The sequence below is a fragment of the Lysinibacillus sphaericus OT4b.31 genome, from assembly GCF_000392615.1.
Classification (GTDB): domain Bacteria; phylum Bacillota; class Bacilli; order Bacillales_A; family Planococcaceae; genus Lysinibacillus; species Lysinibacillus sphaericus_B.
The window spans coordinates 1,774,954-1,794,167 of the sequence record NZ_KB933398.1 but is presented as its reverse complement, the minus strand read 5'-3'; the positions used below and the strand labels follow the sequence as shown (position 1 = coordinate 1,794,167).

Here is a 19,214-nt window from a genome sequence, read left to right as displayed (position 1 = left end):
GAAAATCCATAATTGTCTTACCGAATAGATTGATAGACGGTTGAGCCAAACTCGTGAATATCTTTGAGGTAGTCAAATCCTTGTGGTGAACCAAAGCCATTAAAACCTCTAACAGCTACAATATTCTCTGTTGGAATCACCAATAACGCCACACTCGTATAACCAAGTAATTGAAAACTTCCTTCAGGCAATATTGGACTTAACTCTGTAACCCCCTCTATCACTTGAGGCTGAATAAACCAAAAAAAACCGTTAGTAGGCGAGTACTTTGGTTTAACATTTGGAGATTGAATTGACGTTGATAACTGTATTATCTCTTTAGGTATCATTTGCTTTCCGTTTACTTGTCCCTTATCAAGATGGACTTGCCCCCATTTAGCTAACTCCTTTAACGAGCTATACATATTCATTTTACTGCCGTCACAGACATCACTTTCATACCAAAATGGACTGTCATGATGTATCACTTCTATGTGCTTATCGAATTTATTACCGAACCAATTTGTTTCAGTAAAAGACAACGTCTGAAACACGTGTTCATCCACAATTTCAGCAATCGTTTTTCCAGTAGTTTTAAAAATAATTTTAGCAAGTAACTCCACATTAACATCTCGATATGCCCAATTATACCCTGCTTTGAATTCCTTCATTATTCTTTCCTTTTGCCAACGTAAACCATGCGTATGTGTTAGTAAATGTCTTATTGTTACACTTTCAAAGACTTCTTGATCCCCCAAATAATCACTTAGTTTATCATCTATTGAATGAATGAAGTTGTGATAAATTGCATACGCAACAGCAAACCCAACATAAGTTTTACGAACAGAAGCTAGATGGAAAAGGGTATGTGGCCCTACCTTTTTCGCCCCATCTTGTTGTCCTTGCACACCAAAGTATTCTTCTAGTACAGTGTGACCACGTTTATTAATAATAACTCCGCCACCCGTACAATCTAATGCTGAAAAAGTTTTCTTTACTTGTGTAAGTATTTGTGTAGTCATTTACATACTCCCTTTACGAACATAAAAGAATTATTTTAGATGCTGATTTGGTAAATAGTCTGATGTTTATCAGAGGATAGCGTTCGAGTTCTTTTAAAAATTATCTAATATAGATTTTACTATATATCCGCACTAGCATTGTACATAATTTGGAAATAAACATTTTCATTTTAGCTGAGCATAGTATCGAACTCCGAAACCTTTAGTTTCCAAAATCGTTGTTATTTGTTAACTGGAGGGGATTACTTGGACACTCGTTTTACGTACGATAACTTCGTTAATGATAAATCATTTACTTTGCTTGAGCCAATTTTTGAAGTCATTGTTCTATTCTCGGTCTTCATGCTCATTATTGTCATGATTAAAAAAGTGCCGATTTGGATTTCTGTACTCTTTGCGAGCTTCACTGTCATTATTTCTGGGCTATTACTTTTCTTTAGTGGCATTATTGTCGATGAGCTGGGTCTTGGTGGGAATTCGAAGGACTTCTTTTGTTTTATTGCAACGGTCATTTTACAAAGTGCAACAGTCTTGATGAGCTTGTATAAATCTTCAAAAAACGTAAAAATACCGCAGCGCTCGGTTGGGAATTAACCCATCCTGAGCAGTGCGGTATTTTAAATTCATGCTAGAAATTACAGCGCTTTAACTTTAGCTACAACATTTTCTACTGTAAAGCCGTATTTCTCCATCACTAACTCACCTGGTGCAGATGCGCCGAACTTGTCGATTGCAAGCACATCACCCTCAAAGCCAGTGTATTTGTGCCAGCCAAATGAGGCACCCATTTCAATAGCAAGACGTTTAGTTACTGCTTTTGGCAGGACTGATTCTTTGTAAGCTGCGTCTTGTTTTTCAAAGCGATCCATAGATGGCATTGAAACAACTGCTACATCCACACCTTGAGCTTTTAATGCTTTTTGTGCTTCAATTGCAAGTGATACTTCTGAACCTGATGCAATTAAAATGGCATCTGCGACTTCTTTAGAAGCTGGCGATACTGTGTAAGCACCTTTTGTCACACCCTCACGCACTGTATCGATAGAGGCGTTAAGCACTGGTAAGTTTTGACGAGATAATACTAACACAGTGGGTGTTTTTTCAGATGCTACTGCAAGCTCCCAAGCAACAGCCGATTCGTTCGCATCAGCTGGACGAACTACAGATAGATTTGGCATTGCACGTAATGATGCTAAATGTTCGACTGGTTCATGTGTTGGGCCATCTTCACCTACAGCAATAGAATCATGTGTAAATACATATGTTACAGGAAGACCCATTAACGCCGAAAGTCGTACAGCTGGACGAACATAATCAGAGAATACGAAGAACGTACCTCCAAAGACATTGACACCACCGTGTAGCGCCATACCGTTCATAGCTGCGCCCATTGCGAATTCACGGACACCAAACCAAATATTACGGCCTGCATAGTTTTCTGCTGAGAAGTCGCCAGCACCCTTCATAGTCGTTTTATTCGAACCAGCAAGGTCCGCTGAACCACCGAAGAATGAAGGTGTTTTCTTGGCAATTGCATTGATTGCATCACCTGAAGAAGAACGAGTTGCGACAGATTTGCCTACTTCATATACAGGTAATTCTGATGCGAAATCTTCTGGTAATTGACCATTCATGGCATTTTCGAATTGTGTCGCTAACTCAGGGAATTCAGCTTTATACGCTTCGAATTTTTCGTTCCAAGCAGCTTCAGGTTGAGCGCCTTGCTCTACAGCCGCTGCATTAAATGTGTCATATACTTCAGCAGGAATTTTGAATGGCTCGTGTGCCCACTCATATGCTGCCTTCGTTAACACAGCTTCATCCGTTCCAAGTGGTGCACCGTGTGAATCTGATTTACCAGATTTATTTGGTGAACCAAAACCGATAACTGTTTTTACTTCAATAAGTGTTGGCTTGCCCGTTGATTTTTTTGCTTCCTCAATAGCTTTGTTAATCTCTGTTACATCTGTACCATCTGCTACTTTTAAGTAGTTCCAGCCATATGATTCAAAGCGTTTTTGAACGTTTTCTGAGAATGATTTCTCTAAATCACCATCTAATGAAATATCATTTGAATCGTATAGCACGATTAATTTTTCAAGCTGTAAGTGACCAGCTAAAGAAATAGATTCAGCTGCAACACCTTCCATTAAATCGCCGTCGCCGCAAAGTGCGAATGTATAGTGATCGACGATATCATGACCTGGCTTGTTGTAAGTAGCCGCTAAATGGCGCTCTGCCATTGCCATACCAACTGTCATGGCAATACCTTGACCTAGAGGACCTGTTGTTGCCTCTACCCCAACTGTATGGCCGTATTCTGGATGTCCTGGTGTTAATGAATCCCATTGACGGAAATTTTGAATTTCTTCCATTGGTAAGCCGTAGCCACCAAGGTGAAGTAGGCTGTATAAAAGCATCGAGCCATGACCTGCAGAAAGTACGAAACGATCGCGGTTATACCATTTTGGGTTTGCTGGATTGTGGCGAAGTTGTTTTGTCCAAAGCGTATAAGCCATTGGAGCAGCCCCCATCGGTAATCCTGGGTGACCTGAATTTGCTTTTTCAATCGCGTCGATTGACAATGTTCGGATAGCATTAATGGCTAATTGATCCGTATGTTGAGTCATAATATTGTGACATCCTTTCTCGTCCTATATATTGTTCTTCTACAGTTTAGTCAACATTGCTTTAGAAAACAATGGTTTTGTTATACTATTTGAGATTTATGACATACTTAATAGAATTGTGTCACATTAATTTAAAAATTTATTTTTTTTCGCTTGTTTTACCTTCTCAGGCGTTACATCGTTGCCCTCTGCATCAACAATTTTTACGTTTTCAATTGTGTCACGCATAGATGATCTAAACGTATCCAAATATTCTTTACGCAGAGCTGTACGTTCTTTTGCTTCTTCTTCAGTAAGGTTACCTGTTTTAGCTTTTGCTGATAATTCATTAATTCGATTGATTTTTTCTTTTGATAACATAATTCCACACCTTTCAGTACCTATCTTAATGAATACGGTACGGAAAGTATAGCATGATTTGCTTCAAAATGCAGTTATATCAACCTTTTAAGCGATACTTTATTCATTAAGGTAATGCAAGACTATGCATTTAAAAGCATGTTTTTTTGGGCTAATCTAATTAAGGCGAGCATGTGAATATATTGTGGCGCATTGCTTCAATATTTTTTATTGGAGTTTTTAATAAACAGACGTTTTTCAGCATGCAAAAGCGAGCAAGTGCCATTATTGGCACTGCTCGCTGCTTTTATTCATTTTAATAATATAATTAACCATTTTGATTTTGGTTATTACACTTACTTAGTATGTAATCCATACATTGAATCGTTTCATCAATCCGTTGTTTTTTTGAGTTACAGTAACGCATGTTTGAACCTTCTCGTATATTGATTGCTTCTTTAATAATAGTGTGCCATCTTTCAGGTAAATGTTTTACAGCATATTTACTTGCATCCACTTTTGAAACAATATCATGTTCTTGTAGTGTATAAAGTTGCCTTAACATCCCTGTAATTGACCACTCTACTTCTAAATCAACTATTTTATTTGGTAACAGAAATGATATAGTTTTATATTTTCTAATTGTTTTCAATCTTTCTGCCCAATAAGTATTCATATTTTCTAATACATAGTCAACAAGAATACTTTCATCTACATTGAAGTTGTATGTGTCTAGAGCTGGGCCTAAAATTGGTATTCCCTTGTTTTTTAGAATCCACCAAGTAATCGGATTAATCCCATCATTACTCCATTTAATTTTACCTTCATTTACGTATAAACAATTTTTTACCTCATACTGGCTTTTACCAACATCCTCAACTAGTAAATAACATCCATCCATCCCTGTATCCTTATATTTTTGATTTAATATTTTATGGAGATTAGATATTACTTTGACATCTAATTCTGTTAAAGATTTGTTTATAACTGCAATAAAATCAATATCACTAGAACCTTCAATATAAGCGTTAAGAGCAATTGAACCGTGTAAATACAACCCTTCTAGTGTATTAGGAATTTGTCTATTAAATCGTGTTATATAGTCATTTAGTATATTTTGAACCACTATAGGCACTCTTGCATTCATAAAAATTCTCCTTTCACCCCAGAATCAATACTTATATTACCAAATTATTATAATAGAAATTCAATTCCACTACAAAATTAGAAAATATTGAAAAGGCCACTCATAAAGTGTGTTTTTCCAGAACGCATATACAAACGAACGTACTGATTATAAGGCAAAGTTACTCACACATTTTTGAGCGCTTTTGATAAATAAATCTATTTACCTCATTTTGTAGCGAACTTCCCTGTTGTTAACAAGTTCACTTTTTAAATCCATTCAACATCCTTTCACTTCATTCACTTCTAAATAGGTTGGTTTCCTATTTTCATCTAACAATTCAATGTGAAACTCTTGAATCTACGTTCGTATGTAAATATGTAATAAGGATTTCCTTTACCATAATTATCAATTACAATTTCGTTCACTAATCTTAACCAAAAGCATAATAAAAAGCCTCACCTGGTTAAATGAGACTTAAGAAATTACGCTTTAAAAATGCGAATTTTTTTCAATTCTAGTTTAAAGCAGCAATCAAAATGCTCTTTTTCACCCAAAAATTTGAGCAGCAATAGCAAATAGCATCTTGTTTCTAGGTGGCATTTCTATAGAATTAATTATCATAACAGGTGGATTACTAGCTTCCTTAAATCCACTTTGCTCCAACAATGCTATAAATTCGTCGTTATGTGCTGGCACATCAATTCGCAATTTCCCTTGATGGTTCAAGGCCAGATTATTGAGAATTAAGGCTGCGGTTTGGGCGTCTGGGGCTACAATTGGGCCTAATATTAAATTAACAGGCCCTAAAATTGAAATACCGAATCCAATAATATTTGCATGATGATCTTTAACGACTAAACATTGTTTGGCTTGCTTCACTCTATTTTGAAGAAAATTTCTTCTTTTATCCCCAAACGCTGCCTCATCTAATGCTACAAGTTCATTAAAATCACTCTTATTAAAATTTTCAAAATTCATATCCTTGGTAGTTAATCTACTTTTAACTATATAATTTTCAGCAAGATATTTTTTAATATAATCTACCGTTTTAAAACCCATTTTTTCATATAAGGGTGCGCCTTCTTTCGTGGCAATGAGCATAGTAGCAAAATCTCCAGCAACACTGTCTAAACATTTTTGTGTAGCATCTTTGCCTAACCCTAATCCCCGGTGCTCTTTATGAACTATCACCATGCCAATAGAAGCTAAATATGTATCATATTTGATGATCGCTGCACTTGAAACGATTGTACCTTCTGCATCTTTGTGGCCAAATATTTTACCAGACGACAGTACCGTGCGAATTTCAAATTCATCATAATCCCACTCAACTGAGGCTGACAATTCAATTAACCCCAAAATATCATCTCGATTAAATTCTACTAGCTCTAAGTTATTTTTATTGTATGTAACCATCCTTTGCTCCCTCCTAAGTGCCCGTGAATAGTAGCATTTCTACTTATCATTGCTTGTAGATTTCAATAATGCTAAAAAGAACGTTTGTTCCAATTCTAACTACACACTTTGGAATTTACAAGTAATAATACAAGAAAATTCTGTACTTTCACAACACTTACCAATAAAATGTAAATAATGTAATGTTTTAATTATGAGTATAACAAGCATGCTCATTTTGAAATTAATTTGGGAGGTATGGTAAATGTTTATTAAATCACAAAGAATACTAATACGGGAATTTGAACCTCATGATTGGCAAGCTGTCTATGAGTACACTTCAGATATGAATGTTATGAAATATATTCCCGAAGGTGTTTTCAGTGAGGAAGATGCAAAAAACTTTGTCAGTAAGAACATGGATGATGCGAAAAATTTTCCAGTAGTTTTGATAGATGAAAACATCCTGATAGGTCATATGGTTTTTCATCCATATTTTGGTGAACATACTTATGAAATTGGTTGGGTGTTTAACCCCAAATATTACAATAAAGGCTATGCCTCTGAAGCAGCACATGCGCTATTGAACTATGGGTTTAAGGACATGCAACTACATAGAATTATAGCTACCTGCCAGCCTCAGAATATTCCATCATACAAAGTGATGGAGAAAATCGGCATGCGCAAGGAAGGTTATTTCAAACAGTGCATACCACACGGAGATGACTGGTGGGATGAATATTATTATGCAGTTTTAGCGGAAGAGTGGAAATGAAACCGAAAAAAAGATTAGTGGTGCAAATTATTTGCCCGCTAATCTTTCTTGATGTTCTTGATATCGTCGATGCACAGTTGCTTTGCTAACATCGAAACCGAGCCCTCTCAGTGATGTGGCAATCTCCTCAAAGGTGAAGCCTCGATTACGAAGCAGCACAATTTCTTCTACAGGCACTTCTTTGCGTTCCTGACCATTTGGATTGCCGCGAGAGGATAGATTTTTTTCTGGACGATAGCCATTTTCTACTGCACGACGCATGCCTCGGCGAATCTTCGCATTATGAACTTTACGCTGGTACTCCTCTACAATCGCTAAAATTTCCAGGAGCATTGTGTCCATTTCATTCAGCTGAACGGGCCCCGCATCACGCATGGAATAAACGTCTGTTTCTGTTTTTTGCAATAAATGCAGCACCGCCATTCGAGCATTGCCACGTCCTAAGCGTGTTTCGTCTTGTACAAATAATGCTTGTATCTCTTGTTCTTTTATGAAATCTAGCATTTCAAGCAGTCCCTCTCGCTCGACATCGTAACCGCTATGTTTATCTATAAAAACATCTTTTACTTCATAGCCTTGTTGATGAGCATAGTGTACTAATTCTTCCGCTTGTCGCTCAAGAGAGGAGCTTTGCGTCTCTTTTTCTGTACTCACTCGGCAATAGACGACAGCCGATTGGTTTTTATTCATCATTTTTCATTTCTCGCAATTTCAATTGAATTTGTGTGCCTGGTGTTCTCCCCTGTTACCGGTATGACTAATGATTTTCCTGCTACGATATTGACGTTTTTTAATTCATTTTCTACTTTCACAATCTTTATCCAGTCATCTGTTCCCATTTTACCACGGTATTGTTCTGCTAACGACCATAAGCTATCGCCATGCTCTATATGAATTTCTGTGTATGTAATATCCCCAGGATCGGTTATAAAAAGGTATCCTGCAAATAGTAAACAAGCGCCGATTAGTATTGAAATATGTGTATTTTTCTTCATCCAGTTCATCATCATAACCCCTTTTTAGAATGTTTGTTCGGAATGTATGTTCTGATTTTAAGACGAACGAACGTTTTTGTCAAACACTTTTCGAACCTATGTTTGCATAAGTGTTCGCATTCTGCTATACTGTCTAGTAAGAATAACAAAAGATAAAAAGAGGTGAGCAATCATGAAAAAAGTTTCTAAAAGACAAGAGGACATATTAGCATTTATCAAAGAAGAAGTGCGCGCAAAAGGTTATCCACCATCTGTACGAGAAATTGGTGAAGCAGTTGGACTTGCTTCTAGCTCAACAGTTCATGGACATTTAGCTCGTTTAGAGCAAAAAGGCTTCATCCGTCGAGATCCAACAAAACCACGTGCTATTGAAATTTTAGAGCCCGAGGATTCCATTCAAAAGCAAAGCGTTATTCATGTTCCACTTGTAGGGAAAGTAACAGCTGGATCACCCATTACAGCAATCGAAAATATCGATGAATATTTCCCGTTACCAGATACTTATGGCACAAGCGAAGATCAGCTATTCATGTTAGAAATCATGGGTGAATCGATGATAGAAGCAGGTATTTTTGACGGAGATTTAGTGATCGTCAAACAAAAGGCTACAGCCGATAATGGTGACATTGTCGTGGCCATGACCGAAGAGGACGAAGCTACTGTTAAACGTTTCTTCAAGGAAAAAACACATTTCCGACTACAACCAGAAAATGCAACAATGGAGCCAATTATTGTTGACCAAGTGACGATTTTAGGACAAGTTGTTGGCTTATACCGCCGCGTGCATTAATGCGCTCACAATATTGCTCCAGCAAAAAAGAGAAGCATGCTACTATGCTTCTCTTTTGTATTTCAAACTCGCTTTGGTGAAAGCTGTAAATAGCTTCTTCGCCGTTTCTTCTCCTACGACTGCCTGTTCTTCCGGATGCCATTGCACCGCGAGACAAAATGGTAATGCTTCATGTACAACGGCTTCGACGATACCGTCACTTGATTTTGCTACTACAGTTAATTTTTCCGCTAACACATTAATCGCCTGGTGATGCATTGAATTCACTGCAATCCTGTCTTCTTCAACAATGGTTTTTAATAAACTCTCTGGAACGACATTGACATAGTGTGTGGCAACACCTCGAGCTGCTTGCTGCGAATGCTTTAACAGCTTACTACTGTGATATTCACTATCAATATCCTGATAAAGCGTGCCACCAAGAGCAATATTGAGCATTTGAATACCACGACAAATCCCAAATATCGGCATTTGTCTAATTAAAGCTGCATGAATAAGAGCGAGTTCTAGCGAATCTCTTTCTGGTTGAATCTGTCCTAGACCTAGTGACGGCTCTTGGCCAAAGTGAAATGGATGCACGTCATATCCACCCGATAATAATAATCCATCTGTCAACGATAAAACCTGCGCCACATCCGCCTCCACCCCAAGTGGGATAATAAGTGGAATGCCACCCGCTTCGATAATACTTTTACCATACGCTACATTTAACCTTGACGATAAATCATCCTCCGCAAATGCCGTTATACCAATAATAGGTTTCACACAATCGCCTCCCCTATCTAAAAGGTTTATCGTCTACCATAATCCTACATACCAATCGATCATGACGTCTCCAAAGAAATATACAAGTACCGCTGCAAGTGCTATCGACGGGCCAAACGGTATAGGTGTTTTTCTGCCCTGTTGACGCAGTCGGAGCACCACGAAGCCAACTACCATTCCAATAGTCGCAGCTAAAAATAATGTCAGCAGTGTCTCCAACGAACCAAGTACAAGACCAATTAAAAAGAATAATTTAATATCGCCTCCACCCATGCCACCACGTGACAGCACCGCAATCAGATATAATATGCCAAAACCAACTACAGCACCTACAATGCTATCCCACCACGGTGTCAGTGGTGACACCACACGCCCAATAATTAGCAACGGCAGAAAGAATACCAGCACTTTGTTAGGTATAAGCATATACGTAATATCAGAAACTACCAGTATCACTAATAATGCCGTAAATAAAATGGCTACAACAAATTCTACGCTAAAACCTAGTCGCCAATACGCAACGGCAAATAAAAATCCCGTTATAAGCTCCATTAACGGATAAATCCACGAAATTTTTTGCCCGCAACTCTGACATTTGCCACCTAGATATACATATGACAGCACCGGCACTAAATCCAGTGCTTTTAGTTGTCTCTTGCAGTTCGTACAGTGTGAAGGTGGACTTACAATCGACTCTTCCACAGGAACACGTAGACCCACAACATTAAAAAACGAACCAAGAACGAGCCCAAAGATAAAAACTGTCACTGTATAAGCCATTTCCATTTTTATTGCCTCCTAAACCAATAGGCGCTCATACATTTGAAGTATGTGCGCCTATGTTTTATTGTTGTCCATCATAATAGAACGTCGTCACTTGTACGGTTGCCTGGAGGGTTAAATCTGCATCCTTCTCTAGCTGAGCCTGTTCCCCTGGTAAGGTAAAGCTCATTGTATCTATTTTCATAACACGTTCCAGCTTTTCAATTTCCTTTAAAAAGCTTTCAAGTGCATGAAAATCCAAAGCAGCAACCTCTAAACTAAATGTAACTAGCTTTAGCTCATTAGGCAAGGTTTCCTTTACTATGGATGACACTGGTAAATTTTCATTCGTTTCAGTCTGCTCTCCGTCTACCTCTGCTTCCGCTTTTTCAAGCATATTGGGCTCTGTGACCTCAGACTGTGCCACGGCCGTATCATAATTATTAAAGTTCAATGATTCTACTCGTGTGCCTGTCACTTCTTCCACTTCAGCCATATCTAAAATAATTTTTTCAATGGCCCTTGTTTCAGGTACTTTTTGGCGCATCGTTAAAATATTTGTAGCAAGTTCTCCTTGCGCTTCATCTAGCTTCGTAAGTTGCCCTTCGATACCAGCAATTTGCTGTTGAAGTTGCTCCACACTGCTTCTTTTTGACTCCACCTCATCTAGTTTTGGCAACAGCAAATAGTAATAGAGTGCAAATAATAGTGCTACCGTTAAAGCCACGAGTAACAGGATGGATGAATTTTTGCTACTTGTTAGCTTATTCATGAGCGTCGACCTCCAGCTAAGTACATAAAATCAATTGCCGCTGTAATTGTCACCGCGTAACGAGGAACTTCTTTAAACATTTGCTCGGGTGTTAGCTCTTTTTGCTCACCAAGTTGAATGTTAAAGTTTGAAATCGAACGTATTTGTGTATCTTTGAAATAATTACTAGCTAGCAGTCGTTCGACATATGTAGAAATATCCGTCATTGATTCAAAATCTACTATGATATTGATTGAATCCGCACCAAAAGCATAACTACGTAAAAAGGAATGGGCCGGCAATAAATTACGCGTTTCATCTATCAGTGGTGTCACAGGATAAGAAACACTTTGCACATATTGTACTGACTGCTCCAACGAACCCTGACTGACACTTTGTCGCATATCTAGCTCTTGCTGTAATTGATTGTTTTGTGTAGTTAACACTTGTTCTTCAGTTGTTAAAGCCTTTAAGTCACTTTTAGCAGTAAAAAATATAAATAGGAAATAGGCGAGTATGATGCCCACAGCTACAATCACTATGCTATACAAAAGCTTTGGGGATGACGTCTTTTTTTCTAGTTGTGGTAAGAGGTTAATGTCTGGAACCATTAATTTACCTCCTTTAAGGCCAAGCCCAGCAACGTTGCGAATTCCCTCTTAAAATCCGGGAAAAGTTGTTCCACCATTGCTTGATTTACTACCGTTAACGGTATCCCTAAATTAGACTCCAATAAATGACCAATTGTTTTTAGTAGTGGATTATCGCCGAGGACGATCATTTCATCCACTGATTTTTCACCTTTATGTAAAGAAAATTTAAAAAAATTCATCATACGGTCGATTTCTAGCACCTGATCCATCACGACCATTCGGTAATCATCGCTCTCTCCGCTATTAATAAATTGATAGCTAAAATCATCCTCTTTTTTCCCTTGCCATTGTGTTAAATCTGTCTCAATCGATTGATAACGCAAAAACTCGACCTGCCCCTGAGAGAAAATACTAATGGACAATTCATTGATAGACCAATCCGCAATTAAATATGTTTTATCAATCGATAAAAGTGACAAGTGCTCTAGTAATCGAATATTGCACAACGCACGAATATCAGCAGCTTCTGGCTCTAATGAAACATCTAGAAACATACCGACCATTTTATCTATCTCCTCTGATGGAGCCGCAAATAACATGGCCTTCCCATCGTCTGGCTCAGGATCATACACATCAATTAACGGGGCTTGGAATGGTAAATGAATGGAATGCCCAAGCTCCATTTCTGCGTAGCCCCTCAGCTCATGAAACTTAACATCCTTCGCATGATCAAAGCTCTTTAAAAGTACCGTAGTGTCAGGCACAAACATACGCACTGCTTGTTTTTTTCCGGTCCACTTCACAACCTGCTCTTTAATAATTTCAAATAATTCTAGCTCTTCTACAATTGTCGCATTTTCCACAATGCCAGGAGCTAAAGGATACTCATAGCCCTGCCACTGACTAGGCTCCGGTCCTTTCGCCACTATCGCACGCAGCACATAATCCTTCAACTCTATCGAAACATGCGATTTTCGCTTTCTCTTAAACATGTGAAAAGACCTCCTTTTTCTATCCAGCTATATGACTTCAACAATTAGTCATCCATTTCCCAGCCAGAAACGCCAAAATATCGCATTTCTGAATGGGTTGGGAGGACTGATTAAGATCCAGTTGACCAAGTAAATTTCCCACCAGGTTTACCATCTTCAATCTTCAATTCTTTCAATGTGGTTTTAGTAATAGTATATCCTTTGTTATTTGATTCCCCTGTTGCCGCAATAGTAATTACACCGTTACTCTTTTCAACTGTAAATGTCTTAATTGTTCCTAAATCTGCAATATAAGATTTGTAAATTTCGTCTGATCCACTACCATCTTTAGTTAAATTATCAAATGTAGTAGCACTTGGATTCTCAGTAAAATAAATATTTGCTGAATTAAGGATATTGGCAGCATCTGCTTTAGCAGCTTTTACTCGGCTACTATCAATAATGTTACCAATAGCTGGAATTGCAATTGCTGATATAATCGCTAGAATGACAATAACTGCTAGAAGCTCAATAAGTGTTAAACCTTTTTCATTTTTCACGTGTTTCTTGTTTATTAATTTTTTGAACATGTTAGGTTCCTCCTTGAAATTTTGTTATATGAAGTGTATTTACACAAACTTCCTTTAATTTTTATATGTGAATAGCTTTTATATTAATAGCAAGTTAAGGGACTCTGATAACGCCAAACGAAACACAACTAATGGACAATCGAACCCTACATATTCTCATAAAGCTGGAACATCGGTAAGAATATCGCTGCAACTATCACACCAACTACTAAGGCGAGCACAACAATCATCAGCGGTTCAATCAAAGACTTCAGTGTATCAACAGCACGATCAACCTCGTCCTCGTAAAAATCTGCCACTTTTTCAAGCATGTAGTCCAGCGAGCCTGTTCGTTCGCCGATTGACGTCATTTGTGTGACGAGCGGTGGAAATAGCCAACTTTTCTCTAATGGTTCCGATAAAGTGCCACCCTTTTCTAAATTATCGCGTGCCTCTAGCACCACCTTGCCGATAACGGGGTTCCCCGCCACTTTTTCGACAATCGTCAGTGCCTGTAAAATGGGGACAGAGCTACTAAATAGTGTTGCTAGTGTTCTCGTCATACGTGCAATCACATCTTTTTGCAAGAGCTGACCGAAGATAGGCATACGCAAAAGCATGACATTGACTGTATAATGAAAATTTTTGTTATTTTTATAGAAAAAGTTAAAACCGACGACTACAATAAGTAATGCCAAAATAACGATATACCAAAATTTAATGAGCCAGTCACTGATGCCCACGACAATAACCGTAATCAGGGGCATCTCTAAATCCATATCTTTAAAGGCATCCATAAAGGTTGGCACAATAAAGACCATTAAAAACATACCCACGACTAACGTCAGGACTGATAATACCGCTGGATAAGTCATGGCAGACTGGATTTTCTTCTTAATGTTATACTGCTTTTCAAGTGTGCCTGCTAAACGCTCTAGCGTGTCATCGATGTTGCCGGTCGCCTCACCTGCTCGCATCATATTGATGAATAACACAGGAAACACTTTTGGATGCTTGGCAGAAGCATCTGAAAACGACGTACCACTTCGAATATCTTCCTCTACTTGCATCAATGCTCGCTTTAACGGTTTACTCCTTGTTTGTTCACCTAAAATATGAGTGGCTTCAACTACCGATACGCCTGCACGAATTAACGTGGCGTATTGCCGGCAGTAAATCACAAAATCCTGATGTTTGACCTTTGTACCAAAGGCGATATCCTTGTGCAAAATACTATTGGATTCTTGTAAATCACGTGCATTGATGCCCTGTGCACGTAGTTTTTCAATCGCTACTTTTTTGTTGGGTGCATCAATGATGCCCTTTTTTTGTGCGCCCGTTTTCGTGCGGCCACTATAGCGAAATACCGTCAACTATAATCACCAGCGTTCATAAATGGTCTTGCATCCTCTAATGAAATTTTCCCAGTAGCGATTAAATGTTGCATTGATGATTCCAATGTGTGCATGCCCAATGCCTTACTTGTTTGCATTACACTTGGAATTTGGTGAATTTTCTCATTGCGAATCAAGTTTGCAATCGAAGGTGCTTGTACTAAAATTTCAGTTGCCGCTATACGTCCCTTTACATCTTTGCGTACAAATAGCCGCTGTGAAATGATACCTTGCAGTACATTAGCCAGTTGCACACGGATTTGACTTTGTTGATGTGGTGGAAACACATCAATAATGCGGTCGATGGTTGTGGGTGCACTGCTAGTATGCAGCGTCGCCATGACTAAGTGACCTGTTTCAGCAGCAGTAATTGCAGTTGAAATTGTTTCATAGTCACGCATCTCGCCGACTAAAATAATATCGGGGTCCTGCCGTAAAGAAGCTCGTAAACCATTGGCAAAGCTCATTGTATCTACACCAACTTCCCGTTGGTTAATGACTGATTTTTTATGCGCATGTAAATACTCAATCGGGTCCTCTAACGTGATAATGTGCTTGGCACGCGTTTCATTTATGTAATCAATCATCGCTGCTAACGTCGTGGATTTTCCTGAACCCGTTGGCCCTGTCACTAAAATAAGTCCTTGCGGTTTTTCTGCTAGACGATACAGTACTTCAGGCATATTGAGTGATTCAATGGACGGGATTTTCGCCTCGATTAAACGTGCCGCAATCGTTACTTCATTGCGTTGATGGTAGGCATTGACACGGAATCGGCATTTTCCAGGCAAGGAAAAGTTAAAGTCCGTCTCGCCTTTATCCTCAAATTCCTGTAATTTATGTTTTGGTAAAATAACCTTCACCATTTCCTGTAAATCTTCGGTTTCTAGTGGCGTTTCTCCATATTGCGCCAGCTTGCCATGGATACGATAAACAGGGGGAATGCCTTTTGTTAAATGTAAGTCAGATGCCTTTTCCTCAAATGAGCGGGTTAATAGCTCTACAATTGAATATGCTGTCATTCATGTCACATCCTAGTCTGCGCTTGCTACGCGTAATATTTCTGATGTGGTCGTTTGGCCAGCTACGACCTTTAATAGCCCATCCACTAAAAGCGTATGATAGCCTTTTTGCTTCATGTAGTCCCGTAAAACACTATCTCCCATACGACTTAAAATCATGTCTTTTACTGTCCGATCAACAGGTAAAATTTCATGAATTGCCATACGTCCTCGGAAACCTGTCTGATTGCAAGCTGGACAGCCACGGCCTTTCTTGCCATGTGTTACCCCTTCGATTCCATTTTCCTCAAGTATTTCGAGTTCACGTGAAGTAAATGCATACGTTTCCACACAATCTCGACATACCTTTCGTACTAACCGTTGCGCCATAATTCCTACAAGCGAAGAGGACAGAAGAAATGGTTCAATCCCCATATCATGTAATCGTGAAATGGATTCCACTGCGCTATTTGTATGCAAAGTGCTTAACACTAAATGGCCTGTTAGTGAAGCACGGATGGAGATTTGTGCTGTTTCAAGATCACGTATTTCACCGACCATGACGATATCTGGATCCTGACGTAAAATGGAGCGTAAACCAGCAGCAAATGTTAAACCTACCTCTTCTTTAACCTGTATCTGATTAATGCCATCTAACTGATACTCAACTGGGTCCTCTACCGTAATAATATTGACGCCCTCTTGATTTAAATAACTCAGTGCAGCGTATAAAGTGGAGGATTTCCCCGACCCAGTCGGACCTGTAATCAGCATAATGCCGTTTGGATGAGCAATCATTTTTCGGAAAAGTGCTTCATTACTTTTACTAAAACCTAATTTGTCAATGTCATTTGCCGCATTCGTTAAATCTAAAATACGCATGACGACTTTTTCACCGTAAACAGTGGGTAGCGTAGATAGTCGTATATCGACTGGTCTGAAATTCACATTGGTTTTAATACGACCATCCTGTGGAATACGATTTTCAGTAATATTTAAATTGCCCATAATCTTAATACGTGCTAGTACAACATTTTGCATGTGCTTTGGCAATGAACGCTCAGTACGTAGCACCCCATCCACCCGATAGCGGACACGCAGTTCCGTTTCCTGTGGGTCAAAATGGATATCACTTGCACGCTGCGCCACACCATTCGCAATAATTTGGTTCACTAAACGGACAATCGGCGAAGCTTCGTTCTCAATTTCTTCCTGCGTTTCTGTTCCTGAAGCGCCTAAGTCCTGTAGCGCCGCTTCCATTGATTCCTGCAAATCATAGTATTTCGTAATCGTACGATACAAATCGTCCTTGGCCGCAATACTCGTCTCTATTTGACAGCCAGTGGTCATGCGCACTTCTTCAATCGCAAAATAATCCATCGGGTCTGCCATAGCAATAAATAGTTTATTTTTTTCCTTACGAATAGGCATAATATTCGTTCGCTTCGCTAGCTCAACAGGAATTAACTGTAGCAACTCTGGGCTAATCGAAAATTGGTTTAAGCTAATATGCGGAATGCCCAGCTGAAATTCTAGTACTTCAATGAGCTGCTGTTCCGTTAAGAAATTTTCTTTAATAAGAAAATCACCGAGTTTTTCCTCTTTCGTTTTCGTCGTTAACGCATAGTTCAGCTGCTCTGCTGTAATGACACCCGATTCTACAAGTAAATCCCCTAAACGTTTACGTCCCGCCTTTACAGCCATTTGCTTACCTCCCTTTTATCACGGACTCGTTTGCACAAAATTTCCACCCTTATCGTAATAACCATAAACAATTTCTGGACCGTCTACTTGCGTATCATGATTTGTCTTTGCCGAGCTTTCTGTATCGGACAAACCATTACCGTCTAAATCGATTTGTAAATCTGGATCTGCAGCGATATTTTGTGTCGGTGTAGTCACTGGAACTGGTTCCTTGGTAGATCGTGTAACAATCCGATTTTCAGGCGCATAATAATCTTTACTTACAAGCTGTTCATCCGTTGTACCATTCTCTACAACGGAACGGTAAACCTCAATTCGAAATCCCTCTTGACCTTCTTGCTCCACCCGCTCTTGGCCTACTTTTAAGTCATCCGAATAACGATAAACAATACGAGGTTTAACAATTTTATCTTTGCTAACACGTACGGTAATTTCTTTGTCCTTTGTCGGAGCAAACATTTCTATTTTTAGTTGATTGCCTTCAAGTGTTGTTTTCAATTTACTAGTATGTTTAGAACGGTTTATAAATTGCAAATCCTTGTTTAACGCAACATTGACATCGGCCTCAATACCCTCTTGCAAATAACTAGGCAATACCTGTTGTGAATGACGTTCAATTATTTCATAGTCCGTTTGAAGCACAACACTATAAAGCGTTGACGCTAGGAAGTTTAGAGCAGCTCCATTTACTGCACCTGTTTGTTCCCCTAACAAAGACAGAAAAGACACTGGTTTATCTGGTACTAAAACCACTTCTTCGATAGAGGCAATAATTTCACGTATCCCACGCACATCCGTAGGTATTTCAGCTACTTGAAAGCCAAGTCTTTCCTCTGCTTGCATCAATGTATCGTTGACGACCGCTTCGATCTCATGATTGCGCAAATAACTTGCCTGCGACGTAATCGTCTGAAGTGTTTTTTCTGATTCCCAAATGTCTACTGACTCGATTTGATGAATAATTGTCTCATTTATTGTGACGGGAATTGGGACATGCACTACTTTATCTTTCTGCCAAAACGCATACCATGGTTTTTTTGTCAGCAATTCATATTGTGAGATTGCTGCTGAAATATCAAAAGAAAGTTGATTGGTGTCTATCATTGTAAAAGTATTTCCGCCACTTACTACGACAGCTGTCGATTGCCATTGTGTAATTGCTGTCTGTAAGGTCGATTCTAATGTAGAAGCTTTTAAGCCCTCGATTTCAATACCACCAATCGAGGATCCCTTGCTATCTTCCTTGGCGAAAACCGTGCCATTTAACACAAAATTCGGCAGACAAACCGCTACTATTAGCATTGCACCTATCAACAAGCATGCTATTTGTATGTATCGTTTCATAGCCTGCCTCCAATCTAGTTTTTTATCAAATTTACTGCATTGTATTTAATTAATACTAAATACTCATCTTTTTTAAAGGATACTACAAAATAATGGTTATGACACTACTATAAACCTATTTATCAATATTATTTTTAAAATCAACCGAAAAAATTCGAAAAATAGACTACTTTACAACTGAATAAATGATATATTATCGATATACACTCCTTTTTTACTAGTCTATAAGAATTACACTTTTTCACTATCAATATATTAAAAATCAATCGATATTGAAAAACCATTACTAACGCAATCAGTTAATCG

20 protein-coding genes are annotated in these 19,214 nt (G+C 38.7%); 3 read left to right on the top strand and 17 right to left on the bottom strand.

Translation table 11 applies throughout. The features are described from left to right. Positions 1-17: 17 nt before the first annotated feature. Positions 18-1,001, bottom strand: a complete 984-nt coding sequence (locus tag H131_RS08140) for a serine hydrolase domain-containing protein (RefSeq protein WP_010858619.1) — start codon at positions 999-1,001, stop codon at positions 18-20. 246 nt (positions 1,002-1,247) lie between these two features. On the opposite strand from H131_RS08140, the gene H131_RS08135 reads away from it, so the two are divergent. Next, positions 1,248-1,595 carry a hypothetical protein gene (locus H131_RS08135; RefSeq protein WP_010858618.1) on the top strand — a complete coding sequence of 116 codons (348 nt, stop codon included), beginning with the start codon at positions 1,248-1,250 and terminating at the stop codon, positions 1,593-1,595. 41 nt (positions 1,596-1,636) lie between these two features. On the opposite strand, the gene tkt is transcribed toward H131_RS08135, so the two are convergent. The 4 genes from tkt to H131_RS08115 form a co-directional block, all read right to left on the bottom strand. Beyond that, a complete protein-coding gene (gene tkt, locus H131_RS08130; RefSeq protein ID WP_010858617.1) occupies positions 1,637-3,631 on the bottom strand; it encodes a transketolase in 1,995 nt (664 codons plus the stop codon). 126 nt (positions 3,632-3,757) lie between these two features. After that, entirely contained in the window at positions 3,758-3,991 is a 234-nt protein-coding gene (locus H131_RS08125; RefSeq protein WP_010858616.1) for a DUF896 domain-containing protein, read from the bottom strand. Between the two features lie 307 nt (positions 3,992-4,298). After that, positions 4,299-5,117, bottom strand: coding sequence for an aminoglycoside adenylyltransferase domain-containing protein (locus tag H131_RS08120; RefSeq protein WP_010858615.1), 819 nt, complete (start codon positions 5,115-5,117; stop codon positions 4,299-4,301). A 528-nt stretch (positions 5,118-5,645) separates the two neighbouring features. After that, a complete protein-coding gene (locus H131_RS08115; RefSeq protein WP_010858614.1) occupies positions 5,646-6,515 on the bottom strand; it encodes a GNAT family N-acetyltransferase in 870 nt (289 codons plus the stop codon). A 244-nt stretch (positions 6,516-6,759) separates the two neighbouring features. Between H131_RS08115 and H131_RS08110 the strand changes: the two genes are divergently transcribed. Further along, positions 6,760-7,269: a GNAT family N-acetyltransferase gene (locus H131_RS08110; RefSeq protein ID WP_010858613.1), complete on the top strand. Its 510-nt coding sequence runs from the start codon at positions 6,760-6,762 to the stop codon at positions 7,267-7,269. A 27-nt stretch (positions 7,270-7,296) separates the two neighbouring features. Here H131_RS08110 and H131_RS08105 read toward each other — a convergent pair whose 3' ends face one another. Continuing rightward, the gene (locus H131_RS08105; protein ID WP_010858612.1) at positions 7,297-7,962 is read right to left on the bottom strand and encodes a YneB family resolvase-like protein; all 666 of its coding nucleotides are present in this window, start codon (positions 7,960-7,962) and stop codon (positions 7,297-7,299) included. Continuing rightward, positions 7,959-8,273: a cell division suppressor protein YneA gene (yneA, locus tag H131_RS08100; RefSeq protein WP_010858611.1), complete on the bottom strand. Its 315-nt coding sequence runs from the start codon at positions 8,271-8,273 to the stop codon at positions 7,959-7,961. The genes H131_RS08105 and yneA overlap by 4 nt, the downstream gene beginning before the upstream one ends. Before the next feature lie 163 nt (positions 8,274-8,436). Between yneA and lexA the strand changes: the two genes are divergently transcribed. Next, positions 8,437-9,054 (top strand): transcriptional repressor LexA, encoded by a 618-nt coding sequence (gene lexA, locus H131_RS08095; protein WP_010858610.1) that lies wholly within the window; start codon positions 8,437-8,439, stop codon positions 9,052-9,054. A gap of 42 nt (positions 9,055-9,096) precedes the next feature. Here lexA and H131_RS08090 read toward each other — a convergent pair whose 3' ends face one another. The 10 genes from H131_RS08090 to H131_RS08045 all read right to left on the bottom strand — a co-directional run bounded on the left by H131_RS08090 (position 9,097) and on the right by H131_RS08045 (position 18,908). Beyond that, positions 9,097-9,819: a gamma-glutamyl-gamma-aminobutyrate hydrolase family protein gene (locus tag H131_RS08090; protein ID WP_010858609.1), complete on the bottom strand. Its 723-nt coding sequence runs from the start codon at positions 9,817-9,819 to the stop codon at positions 9,097-9,099. A 33-nt stretch (positions 9,820-9,852) separates the two neighbouring features. After that, positions 9,853-10,605 (bottom strand): prepilin peptidase, encoded by a 753-nt coding sequence (locus H131_RS08085; protein ID WP_010858608.1) that lies wholly within the window; start codon positions 10,603-10,605, stop codon positions 9,853-9,855. A gap of 58 nt (positions 10,606-10,663) precedes the next feature. Further along, a complete protein-coding gene (locus tag H131_RS08080; RefSeq protein ID WP_010858607.1) occupies positions 10,664-11,353 on the bottom strand; it encodes a hypothetical protein in 690 nt (229 codons plus the stop codon). Continuing rightward, on the bottom strand, positions 11,350-11,943 hold the full coding sequence (locus tag H131_RS08075; protein WP_010858606.1) for a PilN domain-containing protein: 594 nt from the start codon (positions 11,941-11,943) through the stop codon (positions 11,350-11,352). Before H131_RS08075 ends, H131_RS08080 begins: the two co-directional genes overlap by 4 nt. Then, entirely contained in the window at positions 11,943-12,917 is a 975-nt protein-coding gene (pilM, locus tag H131_RS08070) for a type IV pilus biogenesis protein PilM (protein WP_010858605.1), read from the bottom strand. Before pilM ends, H131_RS08075 begins: the two co-directional genes overlap by 1 nt. Before the next feature lie 110 nt (positions 12,918-13,027). Beyond that, complete coding sequence (locus H131_RS23515; protein WP_010858604.1) at positions 13,028-13,486, bottom strand: prepilin-type N-terminal cleavage/methylation domain-containing protein; 459 nt, start codon at positions 13,484-13,486, stop codon at positions 13,028-13,030. 146 nt (positions 13,487-13,632) lie between these two features. Further along, positions 13,633-14,838, bottom strand: coding sequence for a type II secretion system F family protein (locus H131_RS08060; protein ID WP_010858603.1), 1,206 nt, complete (start codon positions 14,836-14,838; stop codon positions 13,633-13,635). Next, positions 14,835-15,881 carry a type IV pilus twitching motility protein PilT gene (locus H131_RS08055; RefSeq protein WP_010858602.1) on the bottom strand — a complete coding sequence of 349 codons (1,047 nt, stop codon included), beginning with the start codon at positions 15,879-15,881 and terminating at the stop codon, positions 14,835-14,837. Before H131_RS08055 ends, H131_RS08060 begins: the two co-directional genes overlap by 4 nt. Positions 15,882-15,893: 12 nt before the next feature. Further along, complete coding sequence (locus H131_RS08050; RefSeq protein ID WP_010858601.1) at positions 15,894-17,564, bottom strand: GspE/PulE family protein; 1,671 nt, start codon at positions 17,562-17,564, stop codon at positions 15,894-15,896. A gap of 18 nt (positions 17,565-17,582) precedes the next feature. After that, positions 17,583-18,908, bottom strand: coding sequence for a VanW family protein (locus H131_RS08045; protein WP_010858600.1), 1,326 nt, complete (start codon positions 18,906-18,908; stop codon positions 17,583-17,585). Positions 18,909-19,214: the final 306 nt, after the last annotated feature.

Bases quoted from the DNA above. Each gene is read 5' to 3' on its own strand.
- H131_RS08140 (WP_010858619.1), bottom strand. From the start codon at position 1,001: ATGACTACACAAATACTTACACAAGTAAAGAAAACTTTTTCAGCATTA.
- tkt (WP_010858617.1), bottom strand. From the start codon at position 3,631: ATGACTCAACATACGGATCAATTAGCCATTAATGCTATCCGAACATTG.
- H131_RS08125 (WP_010858616.1), bottom strand. From the start codon at position 3,991: ATGTTATCAAAAGAAAAAATCAATCGAATTAATGAATTATCAGCAAAA.
- H131_RS08120 (WP_010858615.1), bottom strand. From the start codon at position 5,117: ATGAATGCAAGAGTGCCTATAGTGGTTCAAAATATACTAAATGACTAT.
- H131_RS08115 (WP_010858614.1), bottom strand. From the start codon at position 6,515: ATGGTTACATACAATAAAAATAACTTAGAGCTAGTAGAATTTAATCGA.
- H131_RS08110 (WP_010858613.1), top strand. From the start codon at position 6,760: ATGTTTATTAAATCACAAAGAATACTAATACGGGAATTTGAACCTCAT.
- H131_RS08105 (WP_010858612.1), bottom strand. From the start codon at position 7,962: ATGATGAATAAAAACCAATCGGCTGTCGTCTATTGCCGAGTGAGTACA.
- yneA (WP_010858611.1), bottom strand. From the start codon at position 8,273: ATGAACTGGATGAAGAAAAATACACATATTTCAATACTAATCGGCGCT.
- lexA (WP_010858610.1), top strand. From the start codon at position 8,437: ATGAAAAAAGTTTCTAAAAGACAAGAGGACATATTAGCATTTATCAAA.
- H131_RS08085 (WP_010858608.1), bottom strand. From the start codon at position 10,605: ATGGAAATGGCTTATACAGTGACAGTTTTTATCTTTGGGCTCGTTCTT.
- H131_RS08080 (WP_010858607.1), bottom strand. From the start codon at position 11,353: ATGAATAAGCTAACAAGTAGCAAAAATTCATCCATCCTGTTACTCGTG.
- H131_RS08075 (WP_010858606.1), bottom strand. From the start codon at position 11,943: ATGGTTCCAGACATTAACCTCTTACCACAACTAGAAAAAAAGACGTCA.
- pilM (WP_010858605.1), bottom strand. From the start codon at position 12,917: ATGTTTAAGAGAAAGCGAAAATCGCATGTTTCGATAGAGTTGAAGGAT.
- H131_RS23515 (WP_010858604.1), bottom strand. From the start codon at position 13,486: ATGTTCAAAAAATTAATAAACAAGAAACACGTGAAAAATGAAAAAGGT.
- H131_RS08055 (WP_010858602.1), bottom strand. From the start codon at position 15,881: ATGACAGCATATTCAATTGTAGAGCTATTAACCCGCTCATTTGAGGAA.
- H131_RS08050 (WP_010858601.1), bottom strand. From the start codon at position 17,564: ATGGCTGTAAAGGCGGGACGTAAACGTTTAGGGGATTTACTTGTAGAA.
- H131_RS08045 (WP_010858600.1), bottom strand. From the start codon at position 18,908: ATGAAACGATACATACAAATAGCATGCTTGTTGATAGGTGCAATGCTA.